Source organism: Streptomyces sp. NPDC029836, from assembly GCF_055574495.1.
Window position 1 is genome coordinate 1 of record NZ_JBVHZI010000023.1, and the last position, 19,186, is coordinate 19,186.

The following is a 19,186-nucleotide window of genomic DNA, read 5'->3' on the forward strand; positions in this document are numbered from 1 at the left end:
GCGCCAGATACCGCAGGTGCTCGCTCATCTCCGCCGGGCCGGTCGCGCAGTTCAGGCCGATCATGTCGATGCCCAACGGCTCCAACGCCGTCAACCCCGCGCCGATCTCCGAGCCGAGCAGCATCGCGCCGTTCGCTTCGACGGTGACCTGCACGATGAGGGGCAGGTCCGACCTCCCGCACCAGTCCAGTGCGCGACGGGCGCCGATGACGGCGGCCTTCGTCTGGAGCAGGTCCTGGGAGGTTTCCACGAGGAGGGCGTCCGCGCCGCCGTGGATGAGGCCCTCGGCGTTCTGCTGGTAGGCCTCGCGCAGGGGCTCGTACCCGACGTGGCCGAGGGTGGGCAGCTTCGTACCGGGGCCCATGGAGCCGAGGACCCAGCGGTGTCGGCCGTCGCGTGCCGTGAAGGCGTCGGCGGACGCGCGGGCGATCCGGGCGCCCGCCTCGGCCAGCTCGTAGAGGCGTTCCTCCACTCCGTACTCGGCGAGGGCGGCCAGGTTCGTGCCGAAGGTGTTCGTTTCCACGCAGTCCACGCCGACCGCGAAGTACGCGTCGTGCACGGACCGCACGATGTCGGGGCGGGTGACGTTGAGGATCTCGTTGCAGCCCTCCAGCCCGAGGAAGTCGTCCATCGTCGGGTCGGCGTCCTGGAGCATCGTGCCCATCGCGCCGTCGGCGACGACCACGCGGGTGGCGAACTCGTCCCGCAGGGAGGGTCTCATCGCATCCCCCTCAGGTGTGAAGAGAGTTCCGTCCGGCTCGCCGGGCCGTAGGCGGTACGGAGCCGGTCCAGGAGTGCGTCGCGGGACAGGCGGTACTCCTGGGTGCCGGTGTGGTCGAGTACGGTCGCCGCCACGGCGCAGCCCAGCTGAGCCGCGTACCGCTCGGGGACGCCCCACGCCGTTCCGGCGAGGAACCCGGCACGGAAGGCGTCGCCGACGCCGGTGGGGTCGACGACCTCGGCGACCTCGACCGCCGGTACGGTGAGCGGCGCGCGGTCGACGGCCCGGATGCGTACGCCGGCTTCGCCGTGGGTGGTGACCCAGGAGCCGACCCGGTCGAGGACCTGCTCCTCGGTGAGTCCGGCCCGCTCGCAGAGCAGGGCGGATTCGTACTCGTTGGTGAACAGGCGGAGGGCGCCGTCGATCAGTTCCCGCACCTCGGCGCGGGTCAGCCGGGCCAGTTGCTGCGAGGGGTCGGAGGCGAACGGGATGCCGAGCGTGCGGCAGTTCGCGGTGTGGCGGAGCATGGCCTCGGGGTCGTCCGGTGAGACGAGGACCAGGTCGGGGCGTCCGTGGCGGGTGACGACCTCCCGCAAGTCGATCTCTCGGGCTTCCGTCATGGCGCCCGCGTAGAAGGTGGCGATCTGGTTCTGTTCCCGGTCGGTGGTGCAGACGAAGCGGGCGGTGTGTCGGGTGGCGCTCACGTGTACGGCGTCGGTGTCCACTCCGTGGTCCTTGAGCCAGACCCGGTACGGTTCGAAGTCCGCTCCGACCGCGCCCACCAGCAGCGGGTGCAGGCCCAGTACGCCCAGGCCGAACGCGATGTTCGCCGCCACCCCGCCCCGTCGCACATCCAGGCTGTCGGCGAGGAACGACAGGGAGACCCGGTCCAGCCGGTCCGCGAGCAGCTGCTCGGCGAACCAGCCGGGGAAGGTCATCAGATGATCGGTCGCGATGGATCCCGTGACAGCGATGCGCATGTCAGATCCCGGTGGCCCGGCGCAGGGCGTCGACGCGGTCGGTGCGCTCCCAGGTGAAGTCGGGGAGTTCGCGGCCGAAGTGGCCGTACGCGGCGGTCTGTGCGTAGATCGGGCGCAGCAGGTCCAGGTCGCGGATGATGGCGGCGGGGCGGAGGTCGAAGACCTGGCCGATGGCGTCCTCGATCTTCTGGACGTCGACCTTGGCGGTGCCGAAGGTTTCCACGAAGAGGCCGACGGGTTCGGCCTTGCCGATCGCGTACGCGACCTGGACCTCGCAGCGCGAGGCCAGTCCGGCCGCGACGACGTTCTTCGCGACCCACCGCATCGCGTACGCGGCCGAGCGGTCGACCTTGGACGGGTCCTTGCCGGAGAAGGCACCCCCACCGTGACGGGCCATACCACCGTACGTGTCGATGATGATCTTGCGGCCGGTCAGGCCGGCGTCGCCCATCGGGCCGCCGATCTCGAAACGACCGGTCGGGTTCACCAACAACCGGTAGCCCTCGATGTCGAGCTTGATGCCGTCCTCGGCCAGCTCCGCCAACACGTGCTCCACCACGAACTTCCGCACGTCCGGCGTCAACAGGGCGTCCAGGTCGATGTCCGCCGCGTGCTGCGAGGACACCACCACCGTGTCCAACCGGACCGCCTCGTCCCCGTCGTACTCGATCGTCACCTGCGTCTTGCCGTCCGGACGCAGGTACGGGACGATCCCCTCCTTGCGGACCTCCGTCAGCCGCCGCGACAACCGGTGCGCGAGGTGGATCGGCAACGGCATCAACTCGGGGGTCTCGTCGCAGGCGTAGCCGAACATCAGACCCTGATCGCCCGCGCCCTGCTTGTCGAGCTCGTCCTCATCACCCTCGACCCGCTTCTCGTACGCGGTGTCGACACCCTGCGCGATGTCCGGGGACTGCGCCCCGATCGACACCGAGACGCCGCACGAGGCACCGTCGAAACCCTTCTTCGACGAGTCGTAGCCGATCTCCAGGATCTTCGCCCGGACGAGCTGCGCGATCGGCGCGTACGCCTTCGTCGTCACCTCGCCCGCGATGTGCACGAGACCGGTCGTGATCAGCGTCTCCACCGCCACCCGCGAGGTCGGGTCCTCCCTCAGCAGCGCGTCGAGAATCGTGTCGCTGATCTGATCAGCGATCTTGTCGGGGTGACCCTCGGTCACGGACTCCGAGGTGAACAGCCGGCGGCTCATGCCTGGGCCACCTGGACGGAGAAGAAGTTGGCCCGGATGGCGTCGAGGGTGCGGATCTCGTCGACCTCCAGGGTCTCCAGCTGGATGGCGCGGCCGCTGTGCTGCTCCAGCAGGAAGACGAACTCGACGAAGGACAGCGAGTCGATCAGCCGGTGCTCGATGAGGTCCAGGTCGGAAGCGATGTCGTCGAGGTCCTCGTGGCGGGCGAGGAGCCAGTTCTTCATGAACAGCAGACCTTCGGACATGGTGTCTCTCCTTGAAGTGCGGTGCACGGTTTCGGTGTCGGCCGCGGGAGCGGCCCGGGGTGCGGTCGCGTCGCCGGCCGCGGTCCCGTCCGGGGCCCGGGACGGGCCGAGCGGATCGGGCGGGACGAGCGAAGCGGGTGAGGCGGGCGAGGCGGGCGGTTCGGGGTGTCCCGGCGGACCGGCTGCCGGGACGGGGGTGGCGATGGCCACCGCGTAGTCCACGTCGTGGCTGATGGAGACGTGGACGCCGGCGACGCCCGATGCCTCGGCCATCGTGGCCGCCGCCCCGTGGAGTTCCACGAGCGGCCAGCCGCCCTCGGAGCGCCGTACGACGATGTCCAGCCAGGGCAGGAACGCCGCGGTCCGCACGCGCAGTGCCTTGAAGGCGGCCTCCTTGGCGGCGATGCGCCCGCACAGGCCCAGGACGTCGAGCCTGATGGAGGTGCGGCAGTCGGCGAGTTCGCCGGGGGTGAGCATGCGCTGGAAGAAGTCCTCGCCGTAGACGGCGAGCAGCCGGCGGACACGGGTGACGGACACGATGTCCATGCCGAGGTTCGCCCAGCCCAGGCCGCCCGCCGGCGGGGCGGCGACGGGTCGGGTCGGCACGTCAGATCGCCGGCCCGGCCGCGTTCGCGCGCAGGACCGCGGCGGTCGCCGCTTCCCAGCTGCCGTGCCGGCGGGTGAGCGCGGACAGCCAGCGCTCCAGGCCGAAGGCGACGCAGCTGGTGAAGGCCGGACCGGCGCCGGAGGCGAGGGGTATGTCGCAGCGGTCGCCGAAGAAGTTGCGGTGGGTGTTGACCGAGGCGATGGCGAGGTCCTCGTACAGGAACTCGTGCTTGACCGGGGTCAGGCGCTGGAGCACCGCCTTGGAGCTGCCCTTGTCGAAGAACGGGTCGCAGGCGGCTTCCCGGCGCAGCGGCAGGTCCAGGGCCCGGGCGAAGGCGTTGATCCGGCCGGTGAAGGAGGCCAGGTGCGCCTCTGCGTGCTCGCGGGAGCCGATGGCGACGATCTCCCGCATGCGGAAGCCGAGTTGTCGGCGCAGGCCTTCGTAGTGGGTTTCCTTGCGGAAGCACCAGCCGACCACGGTGACGAGTTCGTCGTCGGCGGCCGGTCGGCCCTGGTGGTCGATGTACACGGCGTAGCAGGACGCGGACGGCAGGCCGAGTGCGGCCGGTTCGAGGGCGTCGCAGGGGAAGCAGCCGGAGTCCGTACAGAACTCGGTGGTCTCCCGGACGTCCAGGTTCAGGGGCGCCGCGACGACAGCCTGGTGGGGGAAGTTGTCGTAGTAGTCGAGCCGGGCCAGGTCGGCGGCCGGGAGCAGCGGGGGCATCGTCATGGATCGGGCCCCGGCTCCGACGCCCCAGCCCTCGAAGGTGTCGTCGAGGAGCCGCAGCAGGGCGGTTCCCTCGGGGCCGAGCGACGGCAGGCCCTGCGTGTCCGTGGCGCTCACGGTGTCCGTGACGCTCGCGGTGGTCGTGACGCTCGCGGTGGTCGTGACGGTCATATGGGGGTCACCTCTCGGGCGGCGGTCGGCCCTCTCAGACGACGGGCAGTACGTCGTCCGTGAAGATCCCGGTCTTCAGGAAGAAGCCGAGGGGCTTGCGGATGGTCTTGCGTTCGAAGGGGCGGCGGCGCTCGTCGGCGACCAGCGCGTTGCGCAGGCCGATCGGATCGGCGACGCCGGCGTCGCGGTAGACGTGGGGGTTGTAGAGCGAGTTGACGCTGTAGACCACGTACCGCTTGAGGTAGGCCTCGACCTCGGCGACCCGGGCGGCGGGGACGGCTTCGCGCATCCGGGTGAAGAGCAGGGAGACGAGTTCGCGGCCGAAGGCGATGTGTCGGGACTCGTCCTGGTGGTGGATGCGGTTGACCTCGCGGATGGTGTGACAGAGCGAAGTGTCGCGGGCCATGCGGGTGTTGTAGTGGTCGACGAGCTCCTCGAAGAAGAGGATGCGGGCGAAGACGAGGAAGTTCTCCACCTCCGGCTCCCAGGCGGAGTCGGCGCGCAGGGCCGTGGAGCCGTAGATCTTGTCGCCGTAGCGGCGGCAGAACTCGGCGAAGAACCACATGTGTTCGTTCTCCTCACCGATGAAGTGGTGGAAGAAGTCGGAGGGCACCTCGAAGCCGGGCATGTGGATCCGCCCGACGACCTCGATGAGCAGTTCGCGGATGCCGTGCACGTTGAGGCTGTAGAAGTTGATGCTCTCCCACTTGGACAGCCGCTGGAGGGTCTGCTCGTCGAACTCGTCGTAGAACGGCGTGCCGTAGACCGTGAGGAGCTCGGGGGTCATCCACATCCGACCCTCTTCGAGCTTCTCGGGCCAGTCGAACTGCTGGTACGGGTTGTAGTACTCCTCGATGGAACGGGAGCTGAGCCGGTCCAGGACTTCCAGGAAGCGGTCGGTGACCGGCAGGGGGGCGCTGACGCCCATGGTGTCTCCTCGGTGTGGTGGTGGGGGCGTCGCGCCGCCCGTCGGGGGCTCGGGCCTACGGCCGGACTTCGTAGACGGCGTTGACGGGGGTTTCCGTCGCGCGGCGCCAGCGGGTGAAGCCGGCCTCTTCGGCGATGGCGCGGAAGGCCTGCTCGCCGGAGTGGTTGCCGAGTGCGTGGGGGCCGCGCTGGGCGACGGCCACGGGCAGGCACATGACGGCGGACAGCGCCATGAACATGCGGGCGGCGGGGGTTTGGGTGTCGATGTCGGAGGGCGACACGTTGGACTCGACGAGCATCCAGGTGCCGTCGGCGTCCAGGGACTTGTGGACGTACTGGGCGGCGGAGACGGGGTCGCCCATGTCGTGCAGGGCGTTGAAGAAGGTGACGAGGTCGTAGCCGGTGCCCGGGTAGTCGTCGGCGGAGGCGACCTCGAAGACGACGCGGTCGGAGAGTCCGGCTTCCTCGGCGAGCTGCCGGGCGAGGGAGATGGCTTCCTCGGAGTAGTCGAAGCCGTGCACGGTCGCCTGCGGGAAGGCCTTGGCGATCAGCAGGGTGGTGTGGCCGACGCCGCAGCCGACGTCGGCCACGGTGCCGCCGGCGGCGAGCTTGCCGGTGACGCCTTCGAGGGCGGGCAGCCAGTCGGGGACCAGGCGGTGCTCGTAGGTGGGCTGGAAGAAGCTGCCCATGCCGGTGTCGAGGGCCGGGTCGTGCTCGGCCCAGCCGACGCCGTCGCCGGAGCGGTACGCGTCGACGAGGAGGTCCTCGGTGCCGTAGAGGGCCTTGAGGGCGGTGAAGAACCCGGCGGCGTAGGTGACGGCGTTCGGATCGGCGAGCACGGGGGCGTGGTCGGCGGGCAGGGTGTACGTGTCGTCGCCGGTGTGGCGTGCGACGTACCCGGCGCTCAGCTGGGCGTGCAGCCACTCCTCGGCGTAGCGCGCGTCGATGCCGGTGCGTTCGGCGAGGGCGGCCGGGGTCAGCGGGCCGGCCTCGGCGAGGGCGCGGTACAGGCCGAGGCGTTCGCCGAGGGCGACGGTGAGGCCGCGCACGGCCGCGCCGGCGTCGCTGATCACGCGCTGGTGGAAGTCCTGGGTGCCGGTCATGCCGCTCTCACCTCGGGGGTCGGGAGGTCGCAGGTGAACAGGAAGGAACGCGGGACGCGCGGGACGGCGCGCGCCGGGACGGGGTAGGGCCAGCGGCCGAAGTCGGCTCCGGGCTCGCCGGGCTGGCGGACCTCCCGTACGGCCCAGCCGCATTCGGCGAGGAGCTGCTCGGGGGTCTCCGTGCCGAACAGCCACGGGTTCCCGTCCTCCTTCAGGGAGTTCAGGAACGGCCGGGACAGCGGGTTGTTCAGGGCCGACGCGCTGATGACGTCGCCGAGGAGGACCGACCCGGGGGCGGAGTGTCCGGCGAGCGTGGAGATCAGGTTGCGGACGGCGTCCTCGGGGAGGAAGAAGAGCAACCCCTCGACGATCCACAGCACCGGTTCGTCGGCGCGCCATCCCGCCGCGGCGAGGGGGCCGGTCCAGTCCTGGGTGAGGTCGACGGGGACGGTGACGCGGGTGCGGCCGGCCGGGTCGGGTTCGCCGGCCAGCATGTCGGCCTTGGCGTCGAGGAGCGCGGGGCGGTCGAGTTCGTAGACGGTGATCCCGTCGGGCCACGGCAGCCGGTAGAAGCGGGTGTCCATGCCGGCGGCGAGGAACACGACCTGGCGGATGCCGTGTTCCTCGACGGCGCGGACGATGGCCCGGTCCAGGTAGGTGGTGCGGATCGCGAGGAACGGCACGGTGCCGGCCCCCGCGTAACGCTCCAGCAGTTCGAAGCCGATGGTGTCGGCGACGGTGCGCGCGTACGGATCGGCGAACAGCCGGTCCTCGCGGTCGGTCTCCAGGGCCCGCGCTGCGGCGGTCCACTGGGCGGTGCGGGATACGGCCTCCACGGGAGGTCTCCCTTCACTTCGGCGGACAGGGTGGGGGCGGTGACGGGCTCGGACGTCCCGTACCGGCCGGGTCAGGCCACGGAGCGCACGCAGGCGACCGGGTCCTCCGCCGCGCAGGACGAGGCGGGGTGGTCGGCGTCGGACTCGGCGGGCCGCCGCCGGAAGATGCTGTGGAGGATCATGCTGAACACGACCCTGCCCTCGTGGTCCACGAGCGTGCACCTGGGCTGGACGACGCCGGTGGTCGGGTTGAACGGCGAGGGTCGGGAGCCGAGGATCTCGACGCGGGCGGTGAGCACGTCCCCGGGGCGCACGGGCCTGAGGTAGCGGATCTCGTCGACGCCGGGCGAGCCGGTACAGGCGCTGTAGGCGAGCAGCCCGTCGACGTAGCGGCGCATGAACATCGAGGCGCTGTGCCAGCCGCTGGCGATGAGGCCGCCGAACGCGCTCTGGGCGGCGAGGCCCGGGTCCGTGTGGAAGGGCTGCGGGTCGAAGCGCTTCCCGAAGTCCAGTACCTCGTCCGCGGTGACGGTGATGGTGCCCAGCTCGTGGACGTCACCGGTCCGGAAGTCCTCGAAGTAGCGCATCACGCGCCCCCCTTGACGTAGAGGAGTGTTTCTCTGGCGTGAACCAATCTACGAATCAGCCTTTTATTTTGTCAACCCAAAAGAAGACCGGATCGGCTGTTATTGCGGGAGGGTGCGCCGCAGGGCCTGCTCGACGTCCTGCCACAGGTCCTCGGGGTCCTCGATGCCCACCGACATCCGCACCAGGCCGGGGCCGATGCCGGCTGCCGCCAACGCCCCCGCGTCCAGCTCGCGGTGGGAGGTGCTCGCGGGGTGCGTCACCAGCGTCTCGACGCCGCCCAGGGACAGCGCGAGCCGCGCCACCCGGACGCCCTCGACGAAGGCACGGCCGGCCTCCCTGCCGCCCTCCAGCTCGAACGAGAGCAACCCGCCGCCGCCGGACAGCACGGCCCGGGCGGTGGCGTACGAGGGACTGGTTCCCAGCCACGGCCAGTGGACGGCGCGCACGGCGGGGTGGGCGGCGAGCCGCTCGGCGAGCAGGCCCGCGTTCGCGCAGTGCTCGCGCATCCGCAACGGCAGCGTGGCGATGCCGCGCAGCGTCAGCCAGGCCGCGAAAGGGTCGGCGCAGGCGCCGAGTTCGACCGTGCGCGGCCATACCTCGCGGCGCAGGGCGTCGTCGGCGAAGACGGCCGCGCCCCCGAGGACGTCGGAGTGCCCGGCCAGGTACTTGGTGGTGGAGTGGAGCACGATGTCGGCGCCGAGCTCGATCGGGCGGCACAGGACGGGCGAGGCGAGGGAGTTGTCGACGGCGCTGGTCACCCCGCGCCGCCGGGCCGCGGCCAGCAGGCCCGGCAGGTCGGGCACCCGGCCGGTCGGATTGGCGATGGTCTCCAGCAGGAGCAGCCGGGTGCGCGGGCCGGCGAGCGCCTCGAACTCCTGCGGTCCGTCGCCGTCGATGTGGACGACCTCGACGCCGAACCGCTCCGCGAGGTCGTTCAGCGCCGCGTACGTTCCCCCGTACAGGCAGCGCTGCGCGATGACCTGGTCGCCGGGGCGCAGCAGCGCGAGCAGGACGCCGCTGATGGCGCCCATGCCGGAGGCGAAGGCGATGGCCGAGGCGCCGCCCTCCAGGTCGGCGAGGGTGTGCTCCAGGGCCCGTACGGTCGGGTTGCCGCGGCGGCCGTAGACGTACGCGCCGTCGGGGCCGGCCATGGCCCGCGCCAGTTCGTCGGCGGAGTCGAAGGCGAAGGCGGAGGACTGGACTAGCGGCACGGACAGCGGCCGGCTCGCGGCGCCGACGGCGGGCTCGTTCACGACGTGCACGGCGCGGGTGCGGATGTCCCTCATGGGGCGGTCTCCTTCGGTCGGAACTCGGGTGCGAGTGCGGGGGCGGCGGGCCTCCCGCACCGGCTAGGGGTGCGGGTCTCCCGTACCGGGGGCGGCCTTCGGGTCCCGGTACGAGAAGCCGGCACGGGAAGCCGGTACGGGAAGCCGGTACGGGAAAAGGGGCCGCCCGACGTCCGGGAAGGACGTCGGGCGGCCCCTTCGGGTGCGTGCGGGACGGGTCCCGGACGTCACACCTTCGCGGCCTCGCCGCGCGCGGCGGGGGCGTCGGTGTCGGAGGACGCGGGCGCCGCGGGGGTCTTGTCGCCCTTCATCAGCAGGAGCGTGACCACCGCACCGGCGGCGGCGATGCCGGCGGCGCCGAGGAACGCGGCGCTGAACCCGTCGGTGAGGGCGGGCAGGTTGCCCAGTTCACCGGCGCCCTGGGTGGTGGCGAGCGCGGTGAGCGCGGCCAGACCCAGGGCCGAGCCCACGTTGTAGGTGGTGTTGACGATGCCCGAGGCCAGGCCGGCCTGCTCCTGCGGGGCGCCGGACATCGCGGCGATCATCGCCGGGATGTAGGCGAGGGCCATGCCGAGCGCGGCGACGAGCGAGGCGGGCAGGACGTCGACCAGGAAGGAGCCGGTCGGCTCGACGGCGGACAGCCAGACCAGGCCGGCGGCGAGGAGCAGCAGGCCGCCCGCGATCAGCTGCTTGGCCCCGAACCGGCCCATGAGGCGGGAGGTGATCGCCGTCATGAAGATCATCAACAGGATGGTCATGGGGAGCAGGGCCGCGCCGGAGGCGAAGGCGCCGTAGTCGAGGACCTGCTGGAGGTAGAGGTTGAGGAAGTACCACATCGGGATCCAGGCGGCGCCGAGCAGCGTCATCGCGAGGTTGGCCGAGCCCAGGCGCGGGATCCGCCACACGCCGAGCGGCATGAGCGGTTCGCGGACGGTCCGCTGGATCACGAAGAACAGCGCCAGCAGGGCGGCGGCGGCGACGAGCTCCAGCACGGTGGCGGTGGCGCCCCAGCCGATCTCGGGGGCCCGGACGACGGCGAAGACGGCGAGCGCGAGTCCGGCGGTGACGGCGACGGCACCGAGAACGTCCACGGAACCGCGGCGGGCCTGGACGGCGGGCAGCAGCTTGGTGGCGGCGAGGGTGGCGAGGCCGATCGGGACGTAGATGATGAACACCCACGGCCAGCTCATCCACTCGGTGAACACGCCGCCGAGGAACACGCCCGCCGTTCCGCCGGCGGGTGCGGCGGCGCCGTAGAGGGCCATCGCCTTGCCGAGCTCCTTGGGGTTCTGCCCGAAGAGGATCATCAGCAGGGTCATGGCGGACGGTGCGATCAGCGCGCCGCCGACGCCCTGCACGGCGCGGCCGGCGATCTCGACCGCCGCGTTCTGCGCGGCGGCGGCGAGCACCGATCCGATGACCATCGTGACCCAGCCGGCGGCGAAGATCCTGCGGGCCCCGAACAGGTCGGAGAGCCGGCCGCCCAGCAGGAGCAACCCGCCGAAGACGATGACGTAGGCGTTGAAGACCCACTGCAACTCGCCCTGCGAGAAACCGAGGTCCTTCTGCATCTCGGGGAGCGCGACTCCGATGATCGAGGTGTCCATGATCACCATGAACTGTGCGGTGGCAAGCACGCCAAGTGCCCACCAGCGCCGGGGATTGACGGTTGACATTGCCCAGACCCTCCTCTGCCCTATACCCCTAGGGGGTACCTTCGCGGAGCAACGTAGCATACCCATGGGGGGTATGTAAGAGAGTGCGGGCGGCGTTCGAGCCAAGGTCCCGCGGGCGTGGATCCGGGCGTTCCGCCGGGGAGTTCGAACCCTCAGGAGTCCGGCATTTACGGCAATCGAAGCGGCGACCGCCGCCTCCGGAGTCGTGAAGTTAGGTTAGGCTTAGCTAAAATTCACTCGCCGGGTGGGCGCCGGTGTGCCGACGGCCACGAAGGGCGCGCATCGTGGTGGCGCCGGGCCTTCGTGCGGCTCACCGGACGGCAGGGCGGCCCGCACGCATGACAGCCCATCAAGCATCCCCGCCGGGTCAGCGCCCGGCACCGAGCAGGCACGAAGAGGGACGACGAACATGACGGTACGGGTCGCGGTGGCCGGGGCCAGCGGGTACGCCGGAGGAGAGATCCTGCGGCTGCTCGTGACGCACCCCGGCGTCGAGATCGGCGCGCTGGCCGCGCACAGCAGCGCGGGACGCAGGCTCGGGGCGGTGCAACCGCACCTCCCCACCCTCGCGGACCGGGTGCTGGCGGAGACCTCGGCGCAGTCCCTGCAGGGACACGACGTGGTGTTCCTGGCCCTGCCGCACGGCGAATCGGCGGCGCTCGCCGCGCAGTTGGAGCCGGGCGTGCTGATCGTGGACTGCGGCGCCGACTTCCGACTGGAGGACGCCGCCGAATGGCGCCGCTTCTACGGTTCGGAACACGCCGGGACCTGGCCGTACGGGCTCCCCGAGCTCCCGGGGGCGCGGGACGCGCTCAAGGGCGCGCACCGGATCGCCGTACCGGGCTGCTTCCCGACCGCGGTGACCCTGGCGATGTACCCCGCGTTCGCCGCCGGCCTGATCGAGCCGGAGGCCGTCATCGTCGCCGCGAGCGGCGCCTCGGGCGCGGGCCGCACCGCGAAGGCGCACCTCCTCGGCTCCGAACTGATGGGCTCGATGAGCCCGTACGGCGTCGGCGGCGGCCACCGGCACACCCCCGAGCTGACGCAGAACCTGTCCCGACTGGCGGGCGGGCGCGTGAGCGTCTCGTTCACCCCGACGCTCGCGCCGATGCCGCGCGGCATCCTCGCCACCTGCTCGGCGCGGCTGCGCACCGGCGCCACCGCCGGGACCCGGGAGGCGCGGACCGCGTACGAGGACGCGTACGCGGGCGAACCCTTCGTCCGGCTGCTGCCGGCCGGACAGTGGCCGCGCACCGGCGCCGTGCTCGGCTCCAACAGCGCGCAGGTGCAGGTGGTGGTGGACGAGGACGCCGGCCGCCTGATCGCCGTGAGCGCCATCGACAACCTCACGAAGGGCACCGCGGGTGGCGCGGTGCAGAGCATGAATGTCGCCCTCGGCCTGCCGGAGACGCAGGGCCTGCCGACGAATGGAGTCGCTCCGTGACCGTGACCGCCGCACAGGGATTCGACGCGAGCGGCGTGGCCGCCGGGATCAAGGAATCCGGTGCTCCCGACCTCGCCCTGGTGGTGAACCGCGGCCCGTCGCGCGCGGCCGCCGGCGTGTTCACCTCCAACCGCGTCCAGGCGGCTCCCGTCCGCTGGTCGCGGGAGGTCCTGGCCGACGGCCGGATATCGGCCGTCGTACTGAACTCCGGCGGCGCCAACGCCTGTACGGGACCCGCCGGCGCCGAGGACACCCGGGTGACGGCCGAGCTGACGGCCCGCGCCCTGGGCGTGGACGCGCGGGAGGTCGCGGTGTGCTCGACCGGGCTGATCGGCGTCCGACTGCCCATGGACCGGATCACCGAGGGGATCGGCGCCGCCGCCGCGGGACTGACGCCCGAGGGCGGCGAGGACGCGGCCGTCGCCATCAAGACGACGGACTCCGTCCACAAGACGGCGGTGGCGCACGGACCGGGCTGGACCGTGGGCGGCATGGCCAAGGGCGCGGGCATGCTCGCGCCCGGCCTGGCCACCATGCTCGTCGTCCTCACCACGGACGCCGACGTCACGGCGGAGGCGCTCGACTCCGCCCTGCGGGACGCCGTGCGCACCACCTTCGACCGGGTCGACTCCGACGGCTGCATGTCCACGAACGACACCGTGCTGCTGCTGACCTCGGGCGCCTCCGAAGTGGCGCCGGACCGGGCCGACTTCACCGCCGCCGTGCACACCGTGTGCCTGGACCTGGCGCGGCAGCTGGTCGCGGACGCGGAGGGCGCCTCGAAGGAGATCGAGGTGGCCGTCGTCGGCGCCGCCTCCGAGACGGACGCGGTGACCGTGGCCCGCTCCGTCGCCCGCAACAACCTGCTCAAGTGCGCCCTGCACGGCGAGGACCCCAACTGGGGCCGGGTCCTGTCGGCCATCGGCACGACAGACGCGGCCTTCGACCCGGACCGCCTGGACGTGGCGATCAACGGCGTGTGGGTGTGCCGGGACGGCGCGGCCGGCGAGCCCCGCGACAAGGTCGACATGTCCGCCCGCGAGATCGTGATCACGATCGACCTGCGCGCCGGCGACACCGCCGCGACCGTGTGGACCAACGACCTGACCGCCGAGTACGTCCACGAGAACAGCGCGTACAGCTCATGAGCGGAACGGGCACACCGATGAAGCCACGCGTCCCGGCCGCCCCGCGCCCGGAACCGATCACCGCCCCCGCGGATGCGGACCTGCACGATCCGGCCCTCCTGGAGCGGCTCCGCGGCCGGACCGTCGTCATCAAGTTCGGCGGCAACGCCATGGTGGACGAGGAACTCAAGGCGACGTTCGCCGAGGACGTCGTGCGGTTGCGGCGCGCCGGCCTGTTCCCGGTCGTCGTGCACGGCGGCGGCCCGCAGATCAGCCGCATGCTGGACCGGCTCGACCTGGAAGTCCGCTTCGAGGCCGGCCTGCGGGTGACGACCCCGGACGTCATGGACGTGGTACGGATGGTCCTGACGGGCCGGGTCCAGCGGGAACTGGTCGGGCTGATCAACGCCCACGGGCCCCTCGCGGTCGGCATGTCGGGCGAGGACGCGCACACCATGACCGCCGTACGGCGGGCCGCCTGGGTCGACGGCGAACCCGTCGACATCGGGCTGGTCGGCGACATCGTCGACGTGGACGCGGACACCATCCGGGCACTGCTGGACCGGGGCCGCATCCCGGTCGTCTCCCCCGTGGCCCGCGGCGCGGACGGGCAGGTCTACAACATCAACGCGGACCTCGCGGCCTCGGCGTTGGCCGTCGCCCTCGACGCGGAGAAGCTGCTGATGCTGACCGACGTGGAGGGGGTCTACGCGAACTGGCCGCACAGCACGGACGTGATCGAGCGCCTGACGGCGGAGGGCGTGGCGAAGCTGATGCCGGAGCTGTCCAGCGGGATGCTCCCCAAGATGGAGGGCTGCCTGCGCGCCGTCCGGGCGGGCGTGCGCGCGGCGCACGTGCTGGACGGCCGGGTGCCGCACGCCGTGCTGCGGGGCGTCGCGCCCGCCGAGGTCCACGGCACCACCGTGGTCCCGGACCCGGAGCGGACCGACCCGCAGGAGACGGACCGGCGGGAGACGGACCCGGAGGACACGGACCCGCAGGACACCGACCCGCAGGAGGCGGACGCGCAGGAGGCGGACCGGCGGCGGAGCGACCCGCGCCGTACGGGCCCGGGGCAGCCGCACCGGGACCAGCAGTTCCCGCGGCAGGCGCACCCCGCGCGGACGGACCTGAAGGCGAGCACCGCGTGACCCTCGGCAACGACCTGACCGGCCGCTGGCGCGCGGTGATGATGGACAACTACGGCACGCCGCCGCTGGCCCTGGTCCGCGGCGAGGGCAGCACCGTGTGGGACGAGGACGGGCGGGCCTACGCCGACTTCACCGGCGGGATCGCCGTGAACACCCTGGGCCACGCCCACCCCGCCGTGGTGTCGGCCGTCACCCACCAGTTGTCGACGCTGGGTCACGTCTCCAACCTCTTCGTCTCCGAGCCCGGGGTCGCCCTAGCGGAACGCCTGGTGGGGCTGCTGGGCCGGCCCGGACGGGTCTTCTTCGCCAACTCCGGTACGGAGGCCGTCGAAGCCGCGTTCAAGATCGCCCGGCGCACCGGGCGGAGCGGGCTCGTCGCCGCCGACGGCGGTTTCCACGGCCGCACCATGGGCGCGCTCGCCCTCACCGGGCAGCTCGGCAAGCGCGAGCCCTTCCTCCCGCTGCCCGCCGGGGTGTCCCATGTACCGTACGGCGACGTGGAGGCGCTGCGGGCCGCGGTCACCGAGGAAACGGCGGCGGTGTTCCTGGAGCCGGTGCAGGGCGAGGCCGGCGTCATCGTGGCGCCCGAGGGCTACCTGCGGGCGGCGCGCGAGATCACCCGGGCGACCGGGACGCTGCTCGTGCTGGACGAGGTCCAGACCGGGATCGGCCGCACCGGCCACTGGTTCGCCCACCAGGCGCTGGAAGGCGTCGAGCCCGACGTGGTGGTCCTGGCCAAGGGGCTCGGCGGTGGCCTGCCGATCGGCGCGACGATCGCCTTCGGCCCGGCGGCCGACCTGTTGACGCCGGGTCAGCACGGTTCGACCTTCGGCGGCAGCCCCGCGTCCTGCGCGGCCGGGCTCGCGGTCCTGGACACCATCGAGTCCGAGGGCCTGCTCGCCCACGTGACGCGCCAGGGCGAGCGACTCCGACACGGCGTCCGGACGCCGGGACATCCGCTGGTCGCCGAAGTACGGGGCGCCGGACTGCTGGTGGGCATCGGCCTGACCGAACCGGTCGCCGCTCGCGTGCAACGGGCGGCGCAGGACGCGGGGTTCCTCGTCAACGCCGCCGGAGCCGCGACCGTACGCCTGGCTCCGGCCCTGACCGTCCCCGAGGCCCAGGTGGACGCCCTGCTGGCGGCCCTCCCGGGGATCCTCGACGCCTGAGACGGACCACGCCCCGAAATGCAAGGGTGGCCGGCGCCCGCGAGGGCGCCGGCCACCGGTCGCGTGCCGTGAGGAGCACGGCGCTAGAGCGAGCGGGTGAGGATGCGTGAATTGCGTTCGGGGGAGAGGGAGTCCACCCAGGCCGACGGAGCGGCGGCGACGTGGGCCGGGGCGAAGCCGTGCCGACGGAACAGCTCGCCACTTCCGGTCGTGGCGGTGAACAAGGCTTTCAAGGACAGGGAGTTGGCCCTGACCAGCGCGGCGGTCAGCAACCTGGCACCCAGCCCGCGCCCCTGACTGCCGGGTGCGACACAGAAGTTGTAGAGGACGCCCGCGCCGCCACGGCCCGTGCCCGGCGCGGCCGGGTGGACCCGTAGGGCCAGACACCCCAGGAGCGTCCCGTCCGGGCCGTCCACCACGAGGAAGTCGGCGGAGTCCGCGACGTACAGGGAGAGGGAGCGCGCCCGCAGGGCTCCGGACCGGACGAACGGCTGGGACAGGGCCGCGAGGGCGGCGGCGTCCCCGGAGTGCGCGGAGCGTACGGGGAAGGCGTCGGGCAGAGCGGCGCGATCGGACCGGGGGGTGGTCCGCGAGGCGAACGTGATCAAGGGTTCCCTTTCCATACGGCTCCGGCGCGAACGACGGGCGGCTCGATCACCGCACCACCCCGGAACCACAACCAAGGTTAGCCTTACTTAAGTAGGAGGCAAAACCCGGGACATCCCTCTACCCCGACCAGGCAACGGAGTTACGGGCGAACGGCCCGCACCCGACCGCCGCCGGCGCCCCCACCTGGCGTGACCCGTCCCGCGTCACGCGTCCCGCCGAGGCCCGCGCGCGGCCTCGTCCGGACCGAAGCCTCCCGCCCCGAAGTCCCCCGCCCCGGAGCCTCCCGCCCCGACGCCTCCCGCCCCGGATTCCTCCGCCCCGACGCCGGGGTCGGGCCGCCCGCCCGGCGAGAGCACCGGGTCGTCGAGCCGGACGATCCGGTATCCGGGCCGGGTACCCCCGGCCTTGGGGAGTCGGCGCCGCCCGCCCGGGGCGGTCCGCGCCGGCCGGGCCCGCTGGGCGGCCGCGATCAGGGCCCCGACCTGCGGCGCCTCGGAGCGCAGGCGGTTGAAGCCGCGGATGGAGATGCCGACGAGGGTCGCCGCGGCGGGCCAGGCCGCGCCCTTGCGTATCGCGTCGAGCAGCAGGTGCAGCGCGGCGGGCGTCGGCTCCGCCCCCGGACGCAGACCGTGGGCCTGCGCCAGGGCGTGCGCGGCGTGCAGCGCCCCGGCGAAGCTGGCGTCGATCTGAAGCCATTCGCGCAGGATGCGTTCGGGGACTCCGGCGGCGGCCGCGCAGCCGGGCACGGACAGGCCCTGCGCGGCTCCGCGCAGTGCGTCCGCCATGCGAGCAATCGTTTCTTCACGCTGACTGGGCGTCCGACTCAGCGCCTCGCGCAGCGCGCGTTCCACCATGTCGCGGGAACCCATGCAGGCCACGACCTCGTCGGCCCACTCGTCCTGCTGCGCTCGGTGCCGCACCTGCTCCTGCATCCCAACACCCCCATGTTTAGGTAAGCCTAACCTAGGTGGGACGCATGTGGGTGAGCGGATTCTCCGGGCGGGGGCGGCCGAACTGCCCTACAGCGCCTTCGACTCGGGCGTCCGGGTGCCGTCCACGAACGTGGCCATCACCTGGATGGCAGCGATGGCCGAGGGGGCGACGCGCCGCGGGTCGTCACCGAGCACCACCAGGTCGGCGCGCTTGCCGGCGGTGAGGCTGCCCGCGCTGTCGTCCCAGTGGCAGGCGTACGCTCCGGCGACGGTGTACGCGTGCAGCGCCTGGTCCACGGTGACGGCCTCGTCCGGACCGACGGGTCGGCCCGACGCGGAGGCCCGTTCGACCATGAACTGGACGGCCCGCAGCGGGGATCCGTCCGTGACGGGCCGGGTCGGAGCTGCCGACGAGGGTGACGCCGTGGTCCAGGAAGCCCTTGCCGCGGTACATCCAGGGAGCCCGTTCCTCGCCCATGATCGCCGAGTAGTCGTCCCCGAAGGAGTGGAGGAAGTTCGGCTGGACGACCGCGCTCACCCGGAGTCGGGCGAAGCGCGGCAGTTGGTCCGGGCGGATCAGGCCCGCGTGTTCGACCCGGTGCCGGGCCTCGGGGCGCGGCCGCAGGCGCTGCGCGCGCTCGATGCCCTCCAGGGCGAGGTCGGCGGCGCGGTCGCCGATGGCGTGGACGGCGAGCTGCCAGCCGGCGAGGTGGCCGTCCACGATGGTGTCCAGCAGGCGCTGCGGGTCGTCCTGGAGCTGCCCGAGGTGCTCCGTGCCCTCGTACGGGCGGGTGAGGGCGGCGGTACGGGCCATCATGCCGCCGTCGGTGTAGATCTTGAGGGCGCCCAGGGAGAGCCAGTCGTCGCCGAAGCCGGTGCGCATGCCGAGGCCCAGGGCGCGGGGGATGCCGTCCTCGGTCGGTGTGGTGACGGGGCGCAGGGTGTCGGCGGCGGCCATCAGCTGGACGCGCAGGGGCAGCCGCCCCTGTTCGCGCAGCAGTTGGTAGGCGCCGAGTTCGACGGGGCTGTGGCCGAGGAGGCCGCCGCCGATGCCCGCCTCGGCGCAGGCGGTGACGCCCTCGGCGAGGCAGGTCCGGCCGGCGCGTTCGATGGCGTCGGCGAGTTCCCGCTGGGAGTACGGGGGTCGCAGCGCGCGGGCGGCGCTCATGGCGCCCTCGGCGAGGAAGCCGTCCTGGTGCGGGACGCCGGCCGGGAGCCGGTCGAGCACCGCGGTGTTGACGACGCAGGCGTGTCCGGACTCGTGCATCAGGAACACCTGGTGGCCCGCGGCGACCCGGTCGAGTTCGGCGGCGGTCAGGTGCCGCCCCAGGGCCCGCTGGTCGTACCCGGCGATGTCCACCCAGGTACCGGGTTCGGGCGCTCGGGAGACGGCTTCCGCGACGACGGCCAGGACGTCCTCGATCCGTCCCCGGCCGGCGACGCTCGGGGTGGCCGCCTTCAGGCCGGTCCAGGCCAGGTGCACGTGGCTGTCGATGAACCCCGGTAGCACGGTGGCGCCCTGGAGGTCGACGACCTCGCGTGCGGGCAGCGAGGTCACCGCGTCGTCCAGGCCGACGATCCGGCCGCGCCAGATCCCCAGGTCGTGCGCGACCGGGTGGTCCGGGTCCATCGTGAGGATGTTCGCGTTCGTCAGCCTGGTGCAGAGCATGGAGTTCCG

General features: G+C 72.4%; 16 protein-coding genes and 2 pseudogenes. 4 read left to right on the plus strand and 14 right to left on the minus strand.

Going from position 1 to position 19,186, the window contains the following annotated elements; all coding sequences use genetic code 11:
* The 11 genes from ACZ4XJ_RS35065 to ACZ4XJ_RS35115 form a co-directional block, all read right to left on the minus strand.
* Positions 1-721 (minus strand): homocysteine S-methyltransferase family protein (locus ACZ4XJ_RS35065; RefSeq protein WP_468498595.1); only part of this gene is annotated, 721 nt, incomplete at its 3' end.
* On the minus strand, positions 718-1,701 hold the full coding sequence (locus ACZ4XJ_RS35070; protein WP_468498596.1) for a carbohydrate kinase family protein: 984 nt from the start codon (positions 1,699-1,701) through the stop codon (positions 718-720). The genes ACZ4XJ_RS35070 and ACZ4XJ_RS35065, both read right to left, overlap by 4 nt.
* Position 1,702: 1 nt before the next feature.
* On the minus strand, positions 1,703-2,911 hold the full coding sequence (metK, locus tag ACZ4XJ_RS35075; RefSeq protein ID WP_468498597.1) for a methionine adenosyltransferase: 1,209 nt from the start codon (positions 2,909-2,911) through the stop codon (positions 1,703-1,705).
* Complete coding sequence (gene acpS, locus ACZ4XJ_RS35080; RefSeq protein WP_468498598.1) at positions 2,908-3,762, minus strand: holo-ACP synthase; 855 nt, start codon at positions 3,760-3,762, stop codon at positions 2,908-2,910. Before acpS ends, metK begins: the two co-directional genes overlap by 4 nt.
* 1 nt (position 3,763) lies before the next feature.
* Positions 3,764-4,660: a class-II aminoacyl-tRNA synthetase family protein gene (locus ACZ4XJ_RS35085; RefSeq protein ID WP_468498599.1), complete on the minus strand. Its 897-nt coding sequence runs from the start codon at positions 4,658-4,660 to the stop codon at positions 3,764-3,766.
* Between the two features lie 34 nt (positions 4,661-4,694).
* The gene (locus tag ACZ4XJ_RS35090) at positions 4,695-5,588 is read right to left on the minus strand and encodes a diiron oxygenase (RefSeq protein ID WP_468498600.1); all 894 of its coding nucleotides are present in this window, start codon (positions 5,586-5,588) and stop codon (positions 4,695-4,697) included.
* 55 nt (positions 5,589-5,643) lie between these two features.
* On the minus strand, positions 5,644-6,690 hold the full coding sequence (locus ACZ4XJ_RS35095; RefSeq protein ID WP_468498601.1) for a class I SAM-dependent methyltransferase: 1,047 nt from the start codon (positions 6,688-6,690) through the stop codon (positions 5,644-5,646).
* Positions 6,687-7,526, minus strand: a complete 840-nt coding sequence (locus tag ACZ4XJ_RS35100; RefSeq protein WP_362884407.1) for a class I SAM-dependent methyltransferase — start codon at positions 7,524-7,526, stop codon at positions 6,687-6,689. The genes ACZ4XJ_RS35095 and ACZ4XJ_RS35100 overlap by 4 nt, the downstream gene beginning before the upstream one ends.
* A 71-nt stretch (positions 7,527-7,597) precedes the next feature.
* Complete coding sequence (locus ACZ4XJ_RS35105; protein WP_362884409.1) at positions 7,598-8,113, minus strand: MaoC family dehydratase; 516 nt, start codon at positions 8,111-8,113, stop codon at positions 7,598-7,600.
* A 99-nt stretch (positions 8,114-8,212) separates the two neighbouring features.
* Complete coding sequence (locus ACZ4XJ_RS35110; RefSeq protein ID WP_362884411.1) at positions 8,213-9,400, minus strand: trans-sulfuration enzyme family protein; 1,188 nt, start codon at positions 9,398-9,400, stop codon at positions 8,213-8,215.
* Between the two features lie 227 nt (positions 9,401-9,627).
* On the minus strand, positions 9,628-11,076 hold the full coding sequence (locus ACZ4XJ_RS35115; RefSeq protein ID WP_468498602.1) for an MFS transporter: 1,449 nt from the start codon (positions 11,074-11,076) through the stop codon (positions 9,628-9,630).
* Positions 11,077-11,485: 409 nt separating this feature from the next.
* On the opposite strand from ACZ4XJ_RS35115, the gene argC reads away from it, so the two are divergent.
* The 4 genes and pseudogenes from argC (at position 11,486) to ACZ4XJ_RS35135 (ending at position 15,967) form a co-directional block, all read left to right on the plus strand.
* Positions 11,486-12,520, plus strand: coding sequence for an N-acetyl-gamma-glutamyl-phosphate reductase (gene argC / locus ACZ4XJ_RS35120; protein ID WP_362884414.1), 1,035 nt, complete (start codon positions 11,486-11,488; stop codon positions 12,518-12,520).
* Positions 12,517-13,668, plus strand: coding sequence for a bifunctional glutamate N-acetyltransferase/amino-acid acetyltransferase ArgJ (gene argJ, locus ACZ4XJ_RS35125; protein ID WP_468498603.1), 1,152 nt, complete (start codon positions 12,517-12,519; stop codon positions 13,666-13,668). Before argC ends, argJ begins: the two co-directional genes overlap by 4 nt.
* Before the next feature lie 17 nt (positions 13,669-13,685).
* Positions 13,686-14,588, plus strand: a pseudogene (gene argB / locus ACZ4XJ_RS35130) (acetylglutamate kinase); the annotation flags it as partial.
* Between the two features lie 206 nt (positions 14,589-14,794).
* Positions 14,795-15,967, plus strand: coding sequence for an acetylornithine transaminase (locus ACZ4XJ_RS35135; protein WP_468498604.1), 1,173 nt, complete (start codon positions 14,795-14,797; stop codon positions 15,965-15,967).
* Positions 15,968-16,050: 83 nt separating this feature from the next.
* Here the strand turns inward: ACZ4XJ_RS35135 and ACZ4XJ_RS35140 are convergent, their stop codons facing one another.
* From ACZ4XJ_RS35140 to ACZ4XJ_RS35150, 3 genes and pseudogenes are all read right to left on the minus strand, one after another.
* Entirely contained in the window at positions 16,051-16,575 is a 525-nt protein-coding gene (locus ACZ4XJ_RS35140; RefSeq protein WP_468498605.1) for a GNAT family N-acetyltransferase, read from the minus strand.
* Positions 16,576-16,779: 204 nt separating this feature from the next.
* Complete coding sequence (locus ACZ4XJ_RS35145; RefSeq protein WP_468498606.1) at positions 16,780-17,508, minus strand: hypothetical protein; 729 nt, start codon at positions 17,506-17,508, stop codon at positions 16,780-16,782.
* A gap of 87 nt (positions 17,509-17,595) precedes the next feature.
* Positions 17,596-19,177, minus strand: a pseudogene (locus ACZ4XJ_RS35150) (amidohydrolase).
* Positions 19,178-19,186 lie beyond the last annotated feature (9 nt).

Excerpts from the sequence above, each read along its gene's own strand:
- metK (WP_468498597.1), bottom strand. The coding sequence starts at position 2,911 with ATGAGCCGCCGGCTGTTCACCTCGGAGTCCGTGACCGAGGGTCACCCC.
- ACZ4XJ_RS35090 (WP_468498600.1), bottom strand. The coding sequence starts at position 5,588 with ATGGGCGTCAGCGCCCCCCTGCCGGTCACCGACCGCTTCCTGGAAGTC.
- ACZ4XJ_RS35095 (WP_468498601.1), bottom strand. The coding sequence starts at position 6,690 with ATGACCGGCACCCAGGACTTCCACCAGCGCGTGATCAGCGACGCCGGC.
- ACZ4XJ_RS35145 (WP_468498606.1), bottom strand. The coding sequence starts at position 17,508 with ATGCAGGAGCAGGTGCGGCACCGAGCGCAGCAGGACGAGTGGGCCGAC.
- ACZ4XJ_RS35105 (WP_362884409.1), bottom strand. The coding sequence starts at position 8,113 with ATGCGCTACTTCGAGGACTTCCGGACCGGTGACGTCCACGAGCTGGGC.
- ACZ4XJ_RS35070 (WP_468498596.1), bottom strand. The coding sequence starts at position 1,701 with ATGCGCATCGCTGTCACGGGATCCATCGCGACCGATCATCTGATGACC.
- ACZ4XJ_RS35085 (WP_468498599.1), bottom strand. The coding sequence starts at position 4,660 with ATGACCGTCACGACCACCGCGAGCGTCACGACCACCGCGAGCGTCACG.
- ACZ4XJ_RS35110 (WP_362884411.1), bottom strand. The coding sequence starts at position 9,400 with ATGAGGGACATCCGCACCCGCGCCGTGCACGTCGTGAACGAGCCCGCC.
- argC (WP_362884414.1), top strand. The coding sequence starts at position 11,486 with ATGACGGTACGGGTCGCGGTGGCCGGGGCCAGCGGGTACGCCGGAGGA.
- ACZ4XJ_RS35115 (WP_468498602.1), bottom strand. The coding sequence starts at position 11,076 with ATGTCAACCGTCAATCCCCGGCGCTGGTGGGCACTTGGCGTGCTTGCC.